At 74.3% G+C, this 16,833-nt stretch carries 13 protein-coding genes; all 13 read right to left on the bottom strand.

From position 1 onward, the window contains the following. Positions 1-18: 18 nt before the first annotated feature. Positions 19-1,533, bottom strand: a complete 1,515-nt coding sequence (locus EOE66_RS02015; protein WP_128227010.1) for a DUF5691 domain-containing protein — start codon at positions 1,531-1,533, stop codon at positions 19-21. After that, on the bottom strand, positions 1,530-2,852 hold the full coding sequence (locus tag EOE66_RS02010) for an SWIM zinc finger family protein (RefSeq protein WP_128227009.1): 1,323 nt from the start codon (positions 2,850-2,852) through the stop codon (positions 1,530-1,532). The genes EOE66_RS02015 and EOE66_RS02010 overlap by 4 nt, the downstream gene beginning before the upstream one ends. Positions 2,853-2,975: 123 nt before the next feature. After that, positions 2,976-5,210 (bottom strand): xanthine dehydrogenase family protein molybdopterin-binding subunit, encoded by a 2,235-nt coding sequence (locus EOE66_RS02005; protein ID WP_128227008.1) that lies wholly within the window; start codon positions 5,208-5,210, stop codon positions 2,976-2,978. Next, entirely contained in the window at positions 5,207-5,695 is a 489-nt protein-coding gene (locus EOE66_RS02000) for a (2Fe-2S)-binding protein (protein WP_128227007.1), read from the bottom strand. Before EOE66_RS02000 ends, EOE66_RS02005 begins: the two co-directional genes overlap by 4 nt. A gap of 97 nt (positions 5,696-5,792) precedes the next feature. Next, positions 5,793-6,500 carry a PEP-CTERM sorting domain-containing protein gene (locus EOE66_RS01995; RefSeq protein ID WP_128227006.1) on the bottom strand — a complete coding sequence of 236 codons (708 nt, stop codon included), beginning with the start codon at positions 6,498-6,500 and terminating at the stop codon, positions 5,793-5,795. A 58-nt stretch (positions 6,501-6,558) separates the two neighbouring features. Further along, positions 6,559-7,134 carry a DUF2894 domain-containing protein gene (locus EOE66_RS01990; RefSeq protein WP_128227005.1) on the bottom strand — a complete coding sequence of 192 codons (576 nt, stop codon included), beginning with the start codon at positions 7,132-7,134 and terminating at the stop codon, positions 6,559-6,561. Beyond that, a complete protein-coding gene (locus EOE66_RS01985; protein WP_128227004.1) occupies positions 7,131-7,853 on the bottom strand; it encodes an OmpA family protein in 723 nt (240 codons plus the stop codon). Before EOE66_RS01985 ends, EOE66_RS01990 begins: the two co-directional genes overlap by 4 nt. Next, positions 7,850-10,180: a coiled-coil domain-containing protein gene (locus tag EOE66_RS01980; protein ID WP_128227003.1), complete on the bottom strand. Its 2,331-nt coding sequence runs from the start codon at positions 10,178-10,180 to the stop codon at positions 7,850-7,852. The genes EOE66_RS01985 and EOE66_RS01980 overlap by 4 nt, the downstream gene beginning before the upstream one ends. Then, entirely contained in the window at positions 10,177-11,070 is an 894-nt protein-coding gene (locus EOE66_RS01975; RefSeq protein ID WP_128227002.1) for a DUF3348 family protein, read from the bottom strand. Before EOE66_RS01975 ends, EOE66_RS01980 begins: the two co-directional genes overlap by 4 nt. Before the next feature lie 133 nt (positions 11,071-11,203). Continuing rightward, the gene (gene galK / locus EOE66_RS01970; protein WP_128227001.1) at positions 11,204-12,373 is read right to left on the bottom strand and encodes a galactokinase; all 1,170 of its coding nucleotides are present in this window, start codon (positions 12,371-12,373) and stop codon (positions 11,204-11,206) included. Beyond that, positions 12,370-13,434: a UDP-glucose--hexose-1-phosphate uridylyltransferase gene (locus tag EOE66_RS01965; protein WP_128227000.1), complete on the bottom strand. Its 1,065-nt coding sequence runs from the start codon at positions 13,432-13,434 to the stop codon at positions 12,370-12,372. Before EOE66_RS01965 ends, galK begins: the two co-directional genes overlap by 4 nt. A gap of 19 nt (positions 13,435-13,453) precedes the next feature. Beyond that, positions 13,454-15,649 (bottom strand): alpha-galactosidase, encoded by a 2,196-nt coding sequence (locus EOE66_RS01960; RefSeq protein WP_128226999.1) that lies wholly within the window; start codon positions 15,647-15,649, stop codon positions 13,454-13,456. A gap of 8 nt (positions 15,650-15,657) precedes the next feature. Next, a complete protein-coding gene (locus tag EOE66_RS01955; RefSeq protein WP_128226998.1) occupies positions 15,658-16,818 on the bottom strand; it encodes an ABC transporter ATP-binding protein in 1,161 nt (386 codons plus the stop codon). Between the last annotated feature and the right edge of the window lie 15 nt (positions 16,819-16,833).

Genomic DNA, 16,833 nt, shown 5'->3' with positions numbered 1-16,833 from the left:
TCTTTCATCGATGCGGGTTCAAGGGCTGCCTGCCGCGTGCAGCAGGCCGCGGGCGGTGGCGATGCGCTGCACCGTGTGCAGCAGCGCCGTCACGGCGGGCGTGTCGTCGGGGTGGTGCGTCAGCGTGCGCAGCGGCGGCAGGGCCAACGGGTGCAGCAGGCCGGTGATGTCAGCGAGGTTCTCGCGCAGCGGCCAGTCGGTGGCGAGATGGCCTTGCACCAGGCGCTGGCACAGCCCCGCGGCCACGCGCTGCGACAGCGGCAGCGAGAGGTGCTGCGGGCTCGGGCAGCCCGCGCCCAGTTGCATCAGCAGGGCATCGGGCAAGGGTGGGTCGGTGTCGAGCTGGGCTTGCCAGTGGGCTTCACGCTCGGGCAGCGGCAGCAGGGCCAGCACCGCGGCGCGCTGGTCGGGGCCGGCGCCGCGCGGCCAGTGGCGCAGGAAGGCGGCGCACCACGCGGGCTCGGGCGCAGCGAACAAGGCGTCGCGCCAGGCGCGGTGCAGGGCATCGGCCCAGTCGGTGCTTTCGGCCCAGCGCAGCAGCTCGGCCGGCGTCTGGCCCAGGTGCTGCGGCCACCAGGCCAGCGGCACCTGGCGCGCCGCCATGTAGAGCCACCAGGCGCGTTCGCCCAGCGGCTCGTGCTTGGGTCGGGCGGGGTCTGTGGCGGGCACGGTGGCTGGCGGCTCGATCAGCCAGCGCTTGCGCAGCAGCACGCGTTCCTGCTTCAGCAGTGCTTCGATGGTGGCGATGGCGCGCGCCGCAAAGGCGCTGCCCGGCAGGCGCTGCAGCAGCGCTGCGGCGGTCTGGCGCACCTCGCGGCTGCGGTCTTGCAACAGGGTGTCGAGCAGCGCTTCGTCGGCATCGCTCAGGCCGGTGGCGAGCGTGGCCACGAGTTCGGCGCGTTCGTTGGCCGGCAGCTCGTGCAAGGCCGCGGCCAGACGTTCACGCGCCGCGGCGGGGGCCTGGCTGCGCTGCTGGCGCAGCCAGGCGCTGCGCTGCACCAGCGTGCCTTCGGTCCAGGCGGCCTCGCCGTCATCGGCGGTGGCGGTGCTGGCGGCCCAGCGCCAATCGTCACGTTGCGCGGCCAGCCAGGCGCCGCGGGCACCCAGCACGGCGGCCACGGGCGCGCGCAGCGCGGTGCTGCGCCGGCCCAGCTCCAGCGCCGCGGGCAGCCAGGCCCCGGGCAGCACCTGCCCGCGCGCGGCCAGCACGGCCAGCAGTTCGTGCTGCACGCGCGGCACGCCTTCGCGCAGCAGCCAGCCGAGCAGGGGTTCGTCAGGCGCGATGGGCTGGGTTTCGGCCGGCGCGGCCGTGGGCAGCGGCGCTGTCCAGGCCTGGCCGAACTCGCTGGCGGTCTGCACCACGGCCAGCACACCGGCGGCACGCAGCAGCCCCGTGGCCCGGGCCGGGGCCGCGCTGGCGGCTTGCAGCACTGCGCCCACTTCGGCCGGCCAGCCGCCCGCCGGCGGCCAGGCGCCGCTGTGGCGTTCGGTACCCACCAGCGCGGGCGGCAGCAGGGGCGCCCAGGCGCTCATGCGGCGGCCCCCCGTTGCCACAGCGGCGGTGTGCCCGGCGCCGCCCACGCGGTGAGCAGCGTGCCGCGGCGGCCGTCCCACTCGCCGGCCAGTTGCAGCGGCTGGCCGCCGCTGCGCGCCTGCAGGGCCCAGGCCTCGTCGTCGTTCAAGGCCAGCGCGAAGGCGCGGCCGCCAGCCAGGGCCTGCCAGCCGCCGGCCTGCACCAGCACGGCGTCGCACCACAGCACCGGGTGCAGCGGCACGAAGGGGTTCGCGGCCACGCGTTCGGCCAGGCGCTGCCACTCGTCTTCGGGCGCTGGCAGCGTGGCCACGCCCAACGGCACCGGGGGCGCTTCGCACAGTGCGCGCAGCGGCGCGGCCGAGGGGTAGAAGACCAGCGTCGCCTCCACGTCCACGCCAGCCACCCAGCCCTGCTCGAAACCCTTGCCGGCGTAGGCGTGCTCCAGCAGCAGCGCGCGCCGGCCGCTGGCGTGGCCGTGCAGCCAGACGCGGCGCTCGGTGAGCTTGGGTTCACGTTCGTCCTGCGCCACCGCCAGCACGCACCAGCGGTCGGCCACGGGCGTGCCGCGGGCCAGCACGTCCGTGCGGTCGAGCGGCCAGCCCACCAGCGTGCGCAGGTCGGCCTGTTCGGCCGCGGGCAGGCTGCCGCGCCGCGCCAGGCCTTCACAGGCCAGCTGCAGCAGGCCCAGGCGGGCCAGCGTGTGTTCGGGGGCCTCGCCGATGTGCGCGGCGGCGTCGCGCACCCGTTGCGCCAGGCCCGGGGCCTGCGCGTCCACCAGGCGCGCGGCCATCGTGGCCCAGGCGGCCACAGCGGCCGGGTTCAGCGCGCCCAGGCCCTGCTGCAGTTGATCGGCCAGCCAGCGCGCCAGGTCGGCGCCGGCGTGGTCGATGCGCTGCCAGCGCTGCGCCTCGCGGCGCGCGGCGGCTTCGGGGTCGGCGGGGGTGTCGGGCTGGGCCGTGGCCGCCGCGGCGCGGGCTTCCTGCTTCTGCGCCTTTTCGGCGCGCGTGGCCAGCCATTCGCTCACCCAGGCCGGCGGCGGGCCGCCCGTGAAAGCCGCGCCATCGGCCACCTTCATCAGCAGCAGCGCCAGGCCGTGTTTGCAGGGGAACTTGCGGCTGGGGCAGCTGCAGCGGAAGGCCGGGCCGGCCAGGTCCACCTGCGTCTGGTAGGGCTTGCTGCCGCTGCCCTGGCACTCGCCCCAGACGGCGCGTTCGTCGGCGCCGCGCAGCGGCCACTTCGAGGGCGCCACCAGCCCACGGGCCGCCTTGGCCGAGGCCTCGTCAGGCGCCAGCGCCAGCACGGAATCGGTGGTCAGCATCGTGGGCCGGCCTTGGTGTTTCAGTCTCCCTGGCGCGCGAGTCTACGGTGCTGCGCCACAGGCCCCAGTGATCAAGACCATGGCCGCCAGAGGTGGGTTCTGCCCGCGCAGACCCGCGGGGGCTCAGGCGAAAGTCACTTGCTTGCCGAACGGCATCTCGCGCAGCCGCTGCCCCGTGGCCGCGAAGATGGCGTTGGCCAGCGCCGGCGCAGCCGGCGGCACCGGGGGCTCGCCGACGCCGCGCACCTGCGGCCGGCGCTCCAGGCCGCGCACGGTGATGGCCGGGCACTGGTTCAGGCGCAGGCCGGTGTGGGCCGGGAAGTTGGTCTGCTGCGCGCGGCCGTCGGCGTAGGTGATCTCGCAATTCATCGCGTGGCCCAGGCCCCAGACCACGGCGCCCTGCACCTGGTTCTCGAAGTTCACGGGGTCGATGACACGCCCCACCTCCAGCGCCACCCACACGTGCGCGATGCGCAGGCCCTGCGGCGTCTGCACCACCTCCACCACCTGGGCGCAGGGCACGCCGAAGGATTCGACGAAGGCCACGCCGCGCCCGCGCCCCGGGCCCAGGCGCGCGCCCTGCCAGTTGCACATCTCGGCCACCGCTTCCAGCACGGCCTGCGCGGGCGTGCCCTGCGCCAGGCGCAGGCGTTCACGCATCGGGTCGGCGCCGGCGGCGTGGATCAGTTCATCCAGAAACCCATCGGCAAAAAACCCTGCCGAAGACGCCCCCACCGAGCGCCACGAGCTCGTGGGCGCCAGCTCGGGCACGCGGTAGGCGCGCATGCGGAAGTGCGGGAACCGGTAGGGCAGGTTCCAGGCGCCTGCGGCGATCTGCAGGTCGGGCCCGACCATGGGCTGGCCCAGCCGCGCCAACTGCGACGCGCTGGCCGAGACCGAGGCGATGTCCAGCGCCATCGCCTCGACCTGCCCGTTCTTCACGCTGCCGCGGCCGCGGGCCATGGTGATCTGGCGCGGGAAGTCGTGCGCGAAGTCTTCCTCGCGGCTGAAGGTCAGCTGGATGGGCACGCCGGGCATCTGCCGGGCGATCTCGGCGGCCAGCGTGATGTTCTCGAACTCCAGCCGGTGGCCGAAGCTGCCGCCGGCGGGCTGGTTGTGCACGTGCACCGCGGCCACGTCCACGCCGGTGATGCGCGCCACCTTCTCCTGCGCGAAACGCGGTACCTGGGTGCTCACCCAGAGGTCCACGCGCTCGGGCGTGCAGCGGCAGATGGCCGACAGCGGCTCCAGCGGCGCGTGGGCCACGTAGGGCGCGCGGTACTCGGCGCTCAGCGACTGCTCGCTCAACACGGTGTCGACCGCGCCGTCATCGCGCCAGGTCTTGTCCAGCCGCTCGGGCACGAAAGACTCGGCCACCGCGCGCCAGTGTTCGGCCTGCTCGGCCGGGTAAGGCGCGGGGCCCCACTCGGGCTGCAGCGCCTGCACGGCCTGGAAGGCGCGCCAGGTGTTGTCGGCGATGACCGCGATGCCGCCCGTCACCGGCACCACCTTCTTCACGCCGCGCCGGCCTTCGGCGGGCTTCGTGTCCACGCGCAGCATCGCGCCGCCCTGGCGCGGGTTCACCTTCACGGCGGCGTGCAGCAGCCTTTCGGGCCGCAGATCGATGCCGAACTTCAGCGTGCCGGTGGACTTGGCCACGATGTCCAGCCGCTGCATGGGCTTGCCGATCAGGCGCCACTGCGCAGGCTCGCGCAGCACCACGTCTTGCACGGGCTCGATCTTGGCGGCGTCGGCCGCCAACGCGGTGTAGGCGAGGCGGCGGCCGTCGGGCAGCACCACGGCGCCGTCGGCGGTCTTCAGCTGGGCCACGGGCACGCCGGCCTGTTTCGCGGCGGCGAGCTTGAGCGTCTCGCGCGCCACGGCGCCGGCGCGGCGCAGCTTGTCGAAGCTGTCGGGCACGGTGCTGGAGCCGCCGGTGAGCTGCAGGCCCAGCACCTTGAACAGCGCGCCCATGGCGCCGCGCACACCGTCGGCCACCGCGCTGGTGTCGGTGGCCAGGAAGGGCGCCTGCTCGGCGCCCAGGGCGGTGTTGTAGTAGGCCGCGCTCGGCGGGCCGGGTTCCACCCTGAACTGGCCCCAGGCCAGGTCCAGCTCTTCGGCGATGAGCGCAGCCTGCACCGACAGCACGCCCTGCCCCAGCTCGGTGTGCGGCGCGATCAGCGTGATGCCCTGTGCATCGATCTTCACCCAGGGGTTGAACACGGCCTCGCCTTCTCGCTGCCCTTCCAGCAGCGGGTTGGCCGGCGTGCGGCGCACGAGGTAGGTGCCGAAGGCCACGCCGCCGGCCAGCACGGCCGAGGCGACGAGGAAGCCGCGGCGTTTCAGGCTGCCGCTCATTTCGACACCCCGGCACTGGCCTGTGCGGTGGGTTTCGCCGTGGCCGTGGCCGCCGCCTTCACCGCCGCGCGGATGCGCGGGTAGGTGCCGCAGCGGCAGAGGTGGCCGGACATGGCGTCGTCGATGTCGGCGTCGCTGGGCGTGGCGTTGCGCGCCAGCAGCGCCGCCGCGGCCATGATCTGGCCCGATTGGCAGTAGCCGCACTGCGCCACCTGGTGCTCGATCCAGGCGCGCTGCACGGCGTGCAGGGCCGCGGGCGTGCCCAGGCCTTCGATGGTGGTGACGGCGCCCTGCACGGCGCTGGCGGGCGTGACGCAGGCGCGCATCGGCTGGCCGTCGATGTGCACCGTGCAGGCCCCGCAAAAGCCGATGCCGCAGCCGTACTTCGGGCCGGTGATGCCGAGTTCGTCGCGCAGCACCCACAACAGCGGCATCTCGGGTTCGACGTCCACCTCGTGGGGCCGGCCATTCACGTTCAAGCGCATGCAAATCTCTCCTGCAGGCCTGAAGTGTCGCCGCCCCGGGCGCAACGTGCGGCCGGGGCGGCGTGGAAGGGGCTTGTCGGCCGCAGGGCCGGGGGCCTCAGCGCGGTGCCATGCGGCGCCGCCAGGCCAGCCCGGCCAAGCCGGCCAGACCGAAGGCGAAGCTCAGCGCCGTGGCCGGCTCGGGCACCGGCGTGGTGATGGCCCGGCCCATCACGTCTTCGTACGCGAAGGCGTTGAGCGTGAGGCTGAAGTTCGGGTTGATGGTGATGTCGGCGTAGCCGTAGAACACGTCGCTGGCGCTGTTGCCGGCCGGGTTGCGGATGGTCAGGCCCACGTAGCCGCGCCCCACCTGGCCGTTGCCGAAGAGCGGGCCGATGTCGGGGAAGCCGGCGCCCGGGCTCTGGTAGCCGGTGTTCGGGCCGATGACGGCCCCGTAGCCGAACCAGGCCGGGTTGGGGTTGTCCACCGACTCGTAGACCACGCCGTTGCCGCGCGAGAAGAAGCCCTGCGTGAAGATCATGGCCTCGGGGCTGCTGTAGGTCACGGTGTCGAGCAGCAGGAAGAACAGGCCGTCGGCGAAGAGCGGGTCTGGGAAGAAGAAGCCGCGGCTCTCGGCGGTGCCCGTGAGCACGTTGAACCAGACGCCGGTGCCGTCGTTGAGGCCGCCTCCGGTGTTGGGCGCGGTGGTCAGGGGTGTGGCCAGCGTGGTGACGCGCACCTCGGCCTGCGCCGGCGCGGTGGCGGCCAGGGCGGCGAGCGCGGCGGTGGCCAGCGCGGTGCGGAAAGAGAAGCGGCTGCTGTTCATGGGGTGGGTGGGGAGGAAAGGGGACAGCCGGCATGGTCGGCCAGCGCCGCGCGGCCGCCTATCCCCCGATTCCGGGCCCGTGGCCGCGGCGGGCCGGTGCGCTGAGCTGCTCCAGCCACAGCAGCGCCTCGCCCTGCACCACCAGGCGCTGCAGGTAGGCCGGCGAGAGCGTGTTCAGCGTGCGCAGCGCCTGGTGCACGAGGCGCTGCGTGTTCAGCGGCCCGGCGTTGCTGGGCACGCTGGCCAGGGCCTGGTGCAGGCGCTGCTCCACCGCCAGGCGCGACCAGGTGCTGCGGTAGTCGCGCACGGCCTTCAGCTCGCGGTGGCTGCGGGCCGAGGGCGTGTGCGGCGCGGCAGCACCGCCCGGGCGCGGGGCCGCGGGCCCGGCCTCGGCGCCCGCCGGGCCGGGGCCCCACTCGCTGCCATCGGTGATGTCCGCCAGCTCGGCCAGCAAGGCGGCCAGCGGGCTGGGGCCTGCCGGTTCGGGCGGCGGCGCCGCACGGGCCTGCGGCGCGCCGGCCTGCAGGGCCTGCAGCCGCGCCTGCAGCAGCGCCCGCACGGCCTCGGGCTGGCCCTCGGCGCGCCGCGCCAGGGCGGCCTGGTGGGCCTGGTGCAGGGCGGAGATCGCGCTCATCGTGCCGGGGCGGAAGCGGTGGTGGGTGCGGCGCTGGGCGCGGCCGGGGCGGCCTTGGCGCGCGGCATCGGTGCGATCTCCACGCGGCGGTTCAGCGCGCGGCCGGCGGCGTCGCTGTTCGACGCCACGGGCTGCTCGGCGCCGAAGGCCGCCGCGAAGACCGAGGCCGAAGGCACGCCGGCCTCGATGAGCGTGCGCGTGACGGTGAGCGCACGCTGGGCCGAGAGCTCCCAGTTGTCGGCGAACTTCTCGCTGCCGCCGCGCACGCCGCGGTCGTCGGTGTAGCCGCTGACCATCAGCACCTCGTCGCTGGCCTGCAGGTAGGCCTGCAGCGTGCCGGCCAGGTTCTTCAGCAGCGCGCGGCCTTCGGGCTGCAGCTCGGCCGAGTTGAAGGCGAAGAGCAGGCTGCTGCTGATGCCGATGCGCCCGCCGCTGAGCGTGACGCGCCCCTCGGCCAGCGGCACGGCCAGCGCCTGCGCCAGCGCGCCGCTGCGCTGCGCTTCGGCGCGGCGTTGCTGCACCTCGGCTTCCAGGCGCTCGGCCATGGCCAACTGCAAAGCCAGCGCCGCCACGAGGATGAGCACGAAGGCGCCCAGCAACCCCGCCATCAGGTCGCCGAAGACGGCCCACTCCGGGGCCACCGGCGCGCCGCCGGCGTCTTCGCGTTCGAGCGGCTCGTCGAAGCCTTCTTCGAGGCCGCTGTCGGTGGCGGTGTTCATGCCGCGGCGGCCTCGGGGGCCGCGCCTTCGCGCGGGGCGGCCAGGCGCTGCAGGTCGTCGACGATCTGCTTCTGCGACAGCAGGCTCAGGTCGATGACCTCGCGCGCCTGCGCCACGTAGTAGGCCAGCTGCTCGTCGCTGCGCGCGCCGGCGCGGGCCAGGGCCTCTTCCACGCGCTGCAGCTGCGCCAGCATCTGATCGCTGCCCTGCGCGAATTGCCCCACCGCGGCGCCGAAGGCCTCGCCCAGGCTGGCCACGTCCACCGCGCTGGCGCCCAGCTGCGCGGCCACGGCCTGCAGGCGCGCGGCTTCGGCCTCGGCCTGGGCCTGCACCCGCGTCTCGGCCTCGCCCAGCACGCGCGTGCCGGCTTCCACGAGGGCCTGCACCGCGCCCTGCTGCGCGCTGGCGCCGGCCTGCAGCTCGGCCAGCACGGCCTGCAGGGCCGCCAGCAGCTGTTCGCGCTCGGCCAGGCGGGTGTTGTCCTGCACCAGGCTCTGGCTGAACTGCTCGCGCAGCTGGGCCGCGAGTTCGGCCGCGGCGCGCGGCGCCTCGCCGGCGGCCTGCACCACCTGCGCCACTTCGGCGATGGTGGCGCGGGCTTGCGTCTCGGCTTGGGCCACCATCTCGCCGGTGCGCTGCTGCAGCTGTTCGGCCATCTGCTGCAGCGCGGCGCTGAACTGCGCCAGGCGCTGCGTGTCGGCCTCGGCCGTGTGGGCCTGCTGGGCCGCGAGCGTGGCCTCTTGCTGCGCCTGCAGCGCCTGCAGCATGGCACCGGTGTGCTGCTGCACCTGCGCGCCCACGGCGGCCACCCAGGTGCTGCTCTGGCGCTCGAAGCTCTGCGTCAGGCCGTCCAGCTGCTGTTGCACGCCGCCGATCAGGCTGCCTAAGGCGGCGGCGGTGCGGCTGCGCTCTTCCAGCAAGGCGCTGTCCTGCGCCAGGCTGCGGCTGAGCTGCTCGCGCAGCTGGGCCACCACCTCGGCGGCGGCGCGCGGGGCCTCCACGGCGTGGTTCTCCACGCTCTGCACCAGCCGCGCCACTTCGTCCAGCGTGCCGCGGGCCTGCGCTTCGGCCTGCGCCGTCATCGCCTGCGTGCGCTGCTGCAACTGCAGCGCCATCTGCTCCAGGGCGGTGGTGTAGGCCGCCAGGCGGGCCTGCTCGGTTTCAGCCGCTCGTTGCTCGGCGGCGGTCTGCCGCGCCTGTTGCTGCGCCTGCGCATCACCCAGCGCCTGCAGCAGTGCCTGGGTCTGCTGTTGCTGCTGGGTGCCGACGGCCGCCACCCAGGCCGTGGCCTGCGCTTCGAAGCGGGCCGCCAGGCCGTCGAGCTGCTGCTGCACCGCGCTGCGCACGGCGCCGTGCAGCGCCGCGGTTTCGCGCGCGATGCCGTCCATCGCCGCCTGCACCGCCGGCTGCAGCGTGGCCGCGGCCTGCTGCGCGGCGCCGGCCAGGCTGCGCTGCAGGCTGCTGTCGACCGAATCGGCCAGCGCCCGGGTGGTCTGGGCGGTTGTTTCGTGGAAGTGTTGCTGGCGCTGCAGCAGCGCTTCGTTCGCCGCCTGGCTCTGCTGCTGCAGCTGGGTCACCAGGGCCCGCAGCGCTTCGGCCTGCGCCTGCTGGGCGGCCAGCTGGGCGGCCTGTTGTGCCTGTTGTGCCGCGGCCTCCTGTGCGCGCTGCGCCTCGCGCGCCTGCTGTTGCTGGTGGGCGCGGGTGTGGGGCAGCAGCGTGCCGGCGATGTGGGCGTCCAGCGCCTGCAGGGCGGCCGTGCGGCTGCGGCGCGCCAGTGCGGCCATCAGGCCTAAAGCGGCCGAAGCCGCCACGCCGGCCACCGAAGCGCCGAAGGCCAGGCCCAGCCCGCGCACGGGCGCCGCCAGCGAATCGCGCAGCGTGGCCACGTCGCCCGCGCTTTCCAGCGCCAGGCCGGTGCCGCGCAGCGTGACGATCATCCCCGCGAAGGTGCCCAGCATGCCCAGCAGCACCAGCAGGCCGGTGAGGTAGGGCGCCATCGCGGGCGCAGGCAGGGGCGCGCGGCCGCTGGCCTGCACGCGGCGCGCCACGGGCTCGCGCAGCAGGGCTGGCAGCGCGGCCAGCCAGGTGGCCAGGGCGCCGGCATCGAAAGGCGTGCTGTCGCCCGCGGGCAGTTGGTCGAGGGCCTTTTGCAGCCCCAGCGTGGCGCGCTGGTGGCGCAGCAGCTCGGCCACACCGGCCGCGTAGACGGCGCCGATCAGCAGCGTCATGGCCAGGGCCAGCGGGTGGCCCTGCAGGTAGCCGGCGGCCACCCAGGCCACAGCCAGCGCGCCGGCCAGGCCGGCGGCGGGGAAAAGCAACTTGTTCATGCGGAACCCGGAGAACTCGGGAGAGGGCCACGCAAGGCGTCCAGCAGGCCCAGCGTGGGCTGCAGGCGCAGCTCCAACTCGGCCTGCAGCATGCGGCGCATGTCGTGGCGGAAGGTGGTCAGCCAGGCCGGGGCGGCCTGGGGCTTGCGCGCGCGGGCGGCGGGTGCCGGGGCTGCGGGGTTTGCGGCGGTTGCTGGGGGCTGCGCGGGTGAGAGGGCGCTGGCCGCTTCGCGCAGGCGGGTGTGGTGCTTCTCCAGCAGCACGGGCAGCTGCGCCAGCAGGGCCTGCTCGCGCGGGGCCAGCGCGCCGGCCAGGGCCGCGTCCAGGGCGGCCAGTTGCGCCATTGGGGGGCCGCTGCGCGCCAGCAGCGCGCGCGCCTGCTCGCGCAGCGGCGCGAGCGTGAGCTCCATGGCCTGCTGGGCGCCGAAGTAGCGGCGGCGGTGGGGCAGGAAGTCGCTGCCGTCTTCAGGCGCTTCCTTCAGGGCTTCTTCGAAGCGGCGGGCCAGCACGTCGCGCACGCGCTGCACCTCGGCCTGCAGCCGGGTGGCGGCGCTGGCGGCGGCCGTGGCGGCGCCGGCCGGCACCGTGGGGGGTGCAGCCGAAGGCGGGGCGGTCGGGCCCGTGGGGCGGCCGGGGCCAGCGCCGAGGCGTCCGTCCGATCGCTCGGGCGGTGCCTGCAGCACGGCCGACACGGCGATGGCTTCGCGCCAGCCCAGCCAGCGGCCCAGGCCTTCCACCAGGGAAGGCGGCGCTGCAGGGCGGTCGGACAAGGCCAGCTGTGCCAGCAATCCCACGAGGGCCGAACCGTTGAGCGTGGCGCTGGGGGGCGCCGCGGCCCGTGCGCCCGGGGTCAGGCCCGGGGCGGGGCCGGCGGGCGGTGCACGCAACATGCGGGGGTCGGTGGGACGAAAAACCTGGCACTCTACACCGCCGGCCCACCCTGCCTGCCTGCCCCACCGGCTCGGCGCCGGCTTCTCGCGGCGGCGTTCCGGCCCGGATCGGCGCGGGCTGTGCCGCCGCGGCTCAGGCCGCGCCCACGCCCCCGGCCGCCTCGCACACCCACACCGTGGCCGGCTCGCCGCCCGGCGCGCGGTACTCGGCGGCGATGCGCGCCTGCAGCGCCGGCACGCGCGCTTGCGGCAGCAGCGCCACGATGCAGCCGCCGAAGCCGCCGCCCGTCATGCGCGCGCCACCCTCGGGCCCGATGGCCGACTGGGCGATGGCCACCAGCCGGTCCACCGCCGGGTGCGTGATCTCGAAGTCGTCACGCATGGAATCGTGCGAGGCTGCCATCAGCACGCCCAGCCGGCGCAGGTCGCCCTTGGCCAGCGCCTCGGCTGCATCGAGCGTGCGCTGGTTCTCGGTGACGATGTGCCGCGCGCGGCGGTAGGTGGTGGCGTCCAGCCCCGCCGCGCCGGCCTGCAGCTGCGCCAGGTTCACGTCGCGCAGCGCCGGCACGCCGTAGTGCGCAGCGGCGGCCTCGCACTGGCGGCGGCGCTCGTTGTAGGCGCTGTCGACCAACCCGCGCTGCACGCGCGAATGCACGATCACCACCGCCATGCCCGAAGGCAGCGGCACGGCGCGGGTCTCCAGGCTGCGGCAGTCGATCAGCAGCGCGTGGCCGGGCTCGCCGCAGGCCGAGATCATCTGGTCCATGATGCCGCACTGGCAGCCGACGAAGCTGTTCTCGGCCCGCTGCGCCAGCAGCGCCATCGCCGGGCGCGCCAGGCCCAAGCCTTGCAGCGTGCTCAGCGTGTGCAGCACCGCCACTTCCAGGCTGGCGGAAGACGAGAGGCCCGCGCCCTGCGGCACGTCGCCGGCGATGGCGAGGTCGGCGCCCTGCACGGCCACACCGCGGGCCGCCAGCTCGGCCTGCAGCACCGCCACCACTCCGCGCACGTAGTTGGCCCAGGGTGCGCTGGCGTGGTGGGGCACGGGGGCCTGGGTGCTGAATGCGTCCAGCGCGCCGGCCATGTCGGCGGCGACCACGCGCAGCTGCCCGTCGCTGCGCGGGCGCGCCGCCACCAGGGTCTGGCGGTCGATGGCGCAGGGCAGCACGAAGCCAGCGTTGTAGTCGGTGTGTTCGCCGATCAGGTTCACGCGGCCGGGCGCGCGCACCCACAGCGTGGGCTCGCCACCGTGGACCTGGGTGAAGGCGTCGGCAACGCGGTGGTGCAGCGGGGGGGTGGTCATGGCGTGTTCGGCGCGGTGCGGCTGCGGTAGTGAAGGTCGGGCAGCGCACGCAGGCGCTCGGCGGCCTGCTCGGGCGTTAGGTCGCGCTGGGCCTCGGCCAGCATCTCGAAACCCACCATGAACTTGCGCACCGTGGCCGAACGCAGCAGCGGCGGGTAGAAGTGCGCGTGCAGCTGCCAGGGCGCGGGGTCTTGCCCGTCGAAAGGCGCGCCGTGCCAGCCCATCGAATACGGGAAGCTGCATTCGAAGAGGTTGTCGTAGCGCGTGGTCAGGCGGCGCAGCACCTCGGCCAGATCGGCACGCTGCGCGGCGTTCAGCTGCGGCAGGCGCTGCACGGCAAAACGCGGCAGCAGCAGGGTCTCGAAAGGCCAGGTGGCCCAGAAGGGCACGATGACGAGCCAGTGCTCGCTGGCCAGCACCTCGCGCGGGCCGCCGGCTTCGCGCGCGGCCACGTCCAGCAGCAGCGGGCGGCCGGTGCGGGCGTGGTGCTCGCGCTGCTGCCGGTCTTCGGTCGCGGGTTCTTCGGGCAGGAAATCGCAGGCCCACACCTGGCCGTGCGGGTGCGGCTGCGAGCAGCCCATCACCTCGCCCTTGTTTTCGAAGACCTGCACCCAGCGCCACTGCCGGCCGAGCTCTTCGGTCTGCGTGCACCAGGTGTCCACCACGGCCTGCAGCGCCGGGGCCTCCAGCTCGGGCAGCGTGCGTGCGTGGTCGGGCGAGAAGCAGATGACGCGGCTGGTGCCGGCCGCGGGCTGCAGCGTGAAGAGCGGGTCTTCGCCGGCCGCCGGGGGGGCGGTCGGCGCGGGCACCTCGGGCATCAAGGCCGCGTGGTCGTTGGTGAAGACGTGGGTGCCGGTGTAGGCCGGGTTGCGTTCGCCGTTGACGCGCAGGTTGCCGGCGCACAGGTAGCAGTGGGGGTCGTGCGCGGGCAGCGCGGCCTCGGTCTGCGCCTCCTGCCGGCCCTGCCAGGGGCGGCGTGCGCGGTGTGGCGACACCAGCACCCAGCGCCCGTTCAGCGGGTTGCGGCGGCGGTGGCTGTGTTCGGCGGGGTCGAAGTTCATGGCCTGGTCCATCGCGCCCTCACACGGCCTGCAGGTCGACGATGAAGGCCGTCTCGGCGTGCACACGCGGCATCGGCAGGCCGGCTTGCAGCAGCCAGGCGCCGCTGACGCGCAGGCCCTCGGGCGTGTTCATCGCATCGAAGAAGGGCGCGGTGTGGTGCCGGCCCGTGGGCGCGGCTTCACCTTCGGGTCGCAGCTGGCGCAGGCGGTAGTGGCGCGTGGGGTCGAGCATGGGCAGCGGCAGCGGCGGTGCGTAGCGGTGGTCGCTGGGGCGCGTGCGGTAGACGAAGAGCAGCAGCTGGTGGGCCGGCGCCTCGGGGTAATCTGGGGCCTCGGCCGCCTCGCCATGCGCCTGCCACACCAGCCCGTCGCTGCCGTGGCCTTCGGCGCGGCCGCACCACACGCGGCCGTGGTGCAGGCGGTCGCGCAGCTGCTGGTGCAGCCTGATCCAGGCTTTCAGCTCGGCGCGCTGTTCGGGCGTGAGCTGGCGCACATCGAACTCCACGCCCAGGTGCCCCGGCAGCGCCACCGCGGCGCGGAAGGCCATGGCCTGCGTGCGCCCCGTGGTGTGGGCCGGTGCGGTGCCGACGTGTGCGCCCATCACCTCGGGCGGGAAGAACTGCAGGCAGCCGCGCTGGATGTCCACACGCGAGAGGGCGTCGATGCAGTCGCTGGTCCAGACGCGGTGGCTGTGCTGCAGCACGCCGAAATCGATGCGGCCACCGCCGCCCGAGCAGCTTTCGATCTCCACCTGCGGATGCGCCGCGCGCAGCCGCGCCATCAGCGCCCAGGCCGCGTGCACCTGCGCGCGGTAGCCGGCGCGGCCGTCGGCCAAGCCGGCGGTGGTGAGGTCGCGGTTGTGGTCCCACTTCAGGTAGGCGATGGGGTGGGCCGCCAGCTGTGCGGAGATCTTGCCGAAGAGGTAGTCGGCCACTTCGGGCCGCGCGATGTCGAGCACGAGCTGGTGGCGCGCCGTCAGCAGTGGCCGGCCGGCCAGCTGCAGCGCCCAGTCGGGGTGGGCGCGGAAGAGCTCGCTGTCGGGGTTGACCATCTCGGGCTCCACCCACAGCCCGAACTCCATGCCCAGGCCGTTGACGTGCGCGATCAGCGGCCCCAGGCCCTGCGGGAACTTGCCCGCATCGGGCCACCAGTCGCCCAGCGCGGCGCGGTCGTGGTGGCGGCCGTGGAACCAGCCGTCGTCGAGCACGAAACGTTCGATGCCCACCTCGGCCGCGGCCGTGGCCAGCGCCATCACCTTCTCGGGTTCGAGGTCGAAGTAGAAGCCTTCCCAGGTGTTCAGGTGCACCGGCCGCGGGCGCATGCGGCCGCCGGGCCAGGGCAGGCGGCGGCGCAGCTCGGCGTGGAAGTTGGCAGCCAGCCCGTTGAAGCCGGCGCTGGACAGCGTGGCCACCACCTCGGGCGTGTGCAGCTGCGCGCCGGGCGCGAGCAGGCCTTCGCCCGGCGCCAGCCATTCGCCCAGCTGCCACTGGTACTGGCCGTCGTGCAGCCACTCCACCGTCTGCTGGTGGTTGCCCGACCAGGCCAGGTGCGCGCCATAGACCAGGCCCGTGTGCTCGGTGGCGCCGGGCGTGGTGAGCACGGCGCCGGGAAAGCAGTCGTGCGAGGTGCGGCCGCGGCGGCTCTCGCGGCGCCACAGGCTGCGCGAGAGCCGGTCCTCCTGCAGCAGGAACTCGTGCATGTGCTGGCCGGCGTAGCTGCGCACGGTCTGGCAGTGGCCGGGCAAAGGCAGCGTGGCGGCGGCCAGCCACTGCACGTCCAGCGGCGTTTCGCCTTCGTTGGTGAGCGTGCTGCGCACGCGCAGCACGTCGGTCTCGGGCTGCAGTTGCAGGTGCAGTTCCACGCGCAGCTGCGCCACGCTGTCGTGCAGCACCAGTTGCAGTTCGCGCCCGGCTTGCAGCCAGTGCGCTTCACAGGCCGTGGTGCTCTGCGCGAAAGCCAGCCCGCCGCGGTGGGCCAGCAGCGCGCTCTGGTTGAACCAGCCCACGCCGAAGCCGGGCAGCACGCTCAGCGGCACGTCGGCGTCGAGGTTGAAGCTGGGCAGCATGCGCGTGTCGCGCAGCGCGGTGGGCGGTGCCGCGCCATCGGGCAGCCGCGGGCCCCAGTAGCGCCACAGCGGCGCCTCGTCGGGGCGCATCTCCAGCACCAGGCTGCTGCGGCGGCCGTGCAGGGTGAGGAAGGTAGGGGTGTCGGTCATGGCGATGTTCACGCGGCGGCCGGCAGCGTGATGTCTTCGTCGGCCACGCAGCGCGGCAGGGCCTGGCCCTGGGCGTCGAAGCAGTGCAAGGCGCGGGCCGGCAGGCCGAAGGCGATGCGGTGGCCGGGCTGGGCGTGCGTGGCGCCCGGGGCCTTCACGATCAGCGGTGCGCTCAAGGCGGTGTCACCGCCGCTGCCCTCCAGGTAGAGGTAGGTGGCTTCGCCCAGGCGTTCCTGCCAGCGCACCGGGCGCACGATGTGCTGCACGGCGGTGCCCAGCTCGGCGTGCTCGGGCCGCAGGCCCAGCGTGACGGCGGCGCCGGGCGCCAGGCGGCGTGCGTCCACCGCGGCTTCCAGCAACTCGCCGCCGGGCAGCTGCACGCGGGCGCTGGCCGGGCCGGCTTCCACCAGCGTGCCGGGCAGGAAGTTCATCTTCGGGCTGCCGATGAAGCCTGCCACGAACAGCGAGCGCGGCCGGTGGTAGAGCTCCAGCGGGCTGCCGCACTGCGCCACGCTGCCTTCCTTCAGCACCGCGTCGCCGGCGTTGAGCAGCAGGATGCGGTCGGCCAGGGTCATGGCCTCCACCTGGTCGTGCGTGACGTAGACCATGCTGGCGCGGCCGTATTCGCGGTGCAGGCGTGCGATCTCGAAGCGCGTCTGCACGCGCAGCGAGGCGTCGAGGTTGGACAGCGGCTCGTCGAAGAGAAACACCCCCGGCTCGCGCACGATGGCGCGGCCGATGGCCACGCGCTGGCGCTGGCCGCCCGAGAGCTGCTTGGGCTTGCGGTCGAGCAGGGCTTCGAGCTGCAGCACGCGCGCGGCCTCGTTCACCTTCCGCGCGATCTCGTCGGCCGGGCGCTTGGCCAGCGTGAGCCCGAATGACAGGTTCTCGCGCACGCTCAGGTGCGGGAAGAGCGCGTAGCTCTGGAAGACCATGGCCACGCCGCGGCGCGCCGGCGGCACGTCGTTCATGCGCTGGCCGCCGATGAGCAGCTCGCCGCCGGAGATGTCTTCCAGCCCCGCCACCATGCGCAGCAGCGTGCTCTTGCCGCAGCCGCTGGGGCCGACGAAGACGCAGAACTCGCCGTCGGCGATGTGCAGGTCGACGTTGCGGATGACGCTGACCGCGCCGTAGGACTTCTGGATGTTCTGCAGTTGGATGTCGGCCATGGGGGGCTTTCGGGA

It is taken from the genome of Rubrivivax rivuli, from assembly GCF_004016505.1.
Classification (GTDB): Bacteria; Pseudomonadota; Gammaproteobacteria; order Burkholderiales; family Burkholderiaceae_C; genus Rubrivivax; species Rubrivivax rivuli.
Note: the sequence above shows the minus strand (reverse complement) of the source record. Positions and strands in the feature narration are given on the sequence as shown.

Coding starts and splice junctions, on each gene's coding strand:
- EOE66_RS02015 (WP_128227010.1), bottom strand. CDS start 1,533: ATGAGCGCCTGGGCGCCCCTGCTGCCGCCCGCGCTGGTGGGTACCGAA.
- EOE66_RS02010 (WP_128227009.1), bottom strand. CDS start 2,852: ATGCTGACCACCGATTCCGTGCTGGCGCTGGCGCCTGACGAGGCCTCG.
- EOE66_RS02005 (WP_128227008.1), bottom strand. CDS start 5,210: ATGAGCGGCAGCCTGAAACGCCGCGGCTTCCTCGTCGCCTCGGCCGTG.
- EOE66_RS02000 (WP_128227007.1), bottom strand. CDS start 5,695: ATGCGCTTGAACGTGAATGGCCGGCCCCACGAGGTGGACGTCGAACCC.
- EOE66_RS01995 (WP_128227006.1), bottom strand. CDS start 6,500: ATGAACAGCAGCCGCTTCTCTTTCCGCACCGCGCTGGCCACCGCCGCG.
- EOE66_RS01990 (WP_128227005.1), bottom strand. CDS start 7,134: ATGAGCGCGATCTCCGCCCTGCACCAGGCCCACCAGGCCGCCCTGGCG.
- EOE66_RS01985 (WP_128227004.1), bottom strand. CDS start 7,853: ATGAACACCGCCACCGACAGCGGCCTCGAAGAAGGCTTCGACGAGCCG.
- EOE66_RS01980 (WP_128227003.1), bottom strand. CDS start 10,180: ATGAACAAGTTGCTTTTCCCCGCCGCCGGCCTGGCCGGCGCGCTGGCT.
- EOE66_RS01975 (WP_128227002.1), bottom strand. CDS start 11,070: ATGTTGCGTGCACCGCCCGCCGGCCCCGCCCCGGGCCTGACCCCGGGC.
- galK (WP_128227001.1), bottom strand. CDS start 12,373: ATGACCACCCCCCCGCTGCACCACCGCGTTGCCGACGCCTTCACCCAG.
- EOE66_RS01965 (WP_128227000.1), bottom strand. CDS start 13,434: ATGAACTTCGACCCCGCCGAACACAGCCACCGCCGCCGCAACCCGCTG.
- EOE66_RS01960 (WP_128226999.1), bottom strand. CDS start 15,649: ATGACCGACACCCCTACCTTCCTCACCCTGCACGGCCGCCGCAGCAGC.
- EOE66_RS01955 (WP_128226998.1), bottom strand. CDS start 16,818: ATGGCCGACATCCAACTGCAGAACATCCAGAAGTCCTACGGCGCGGTC.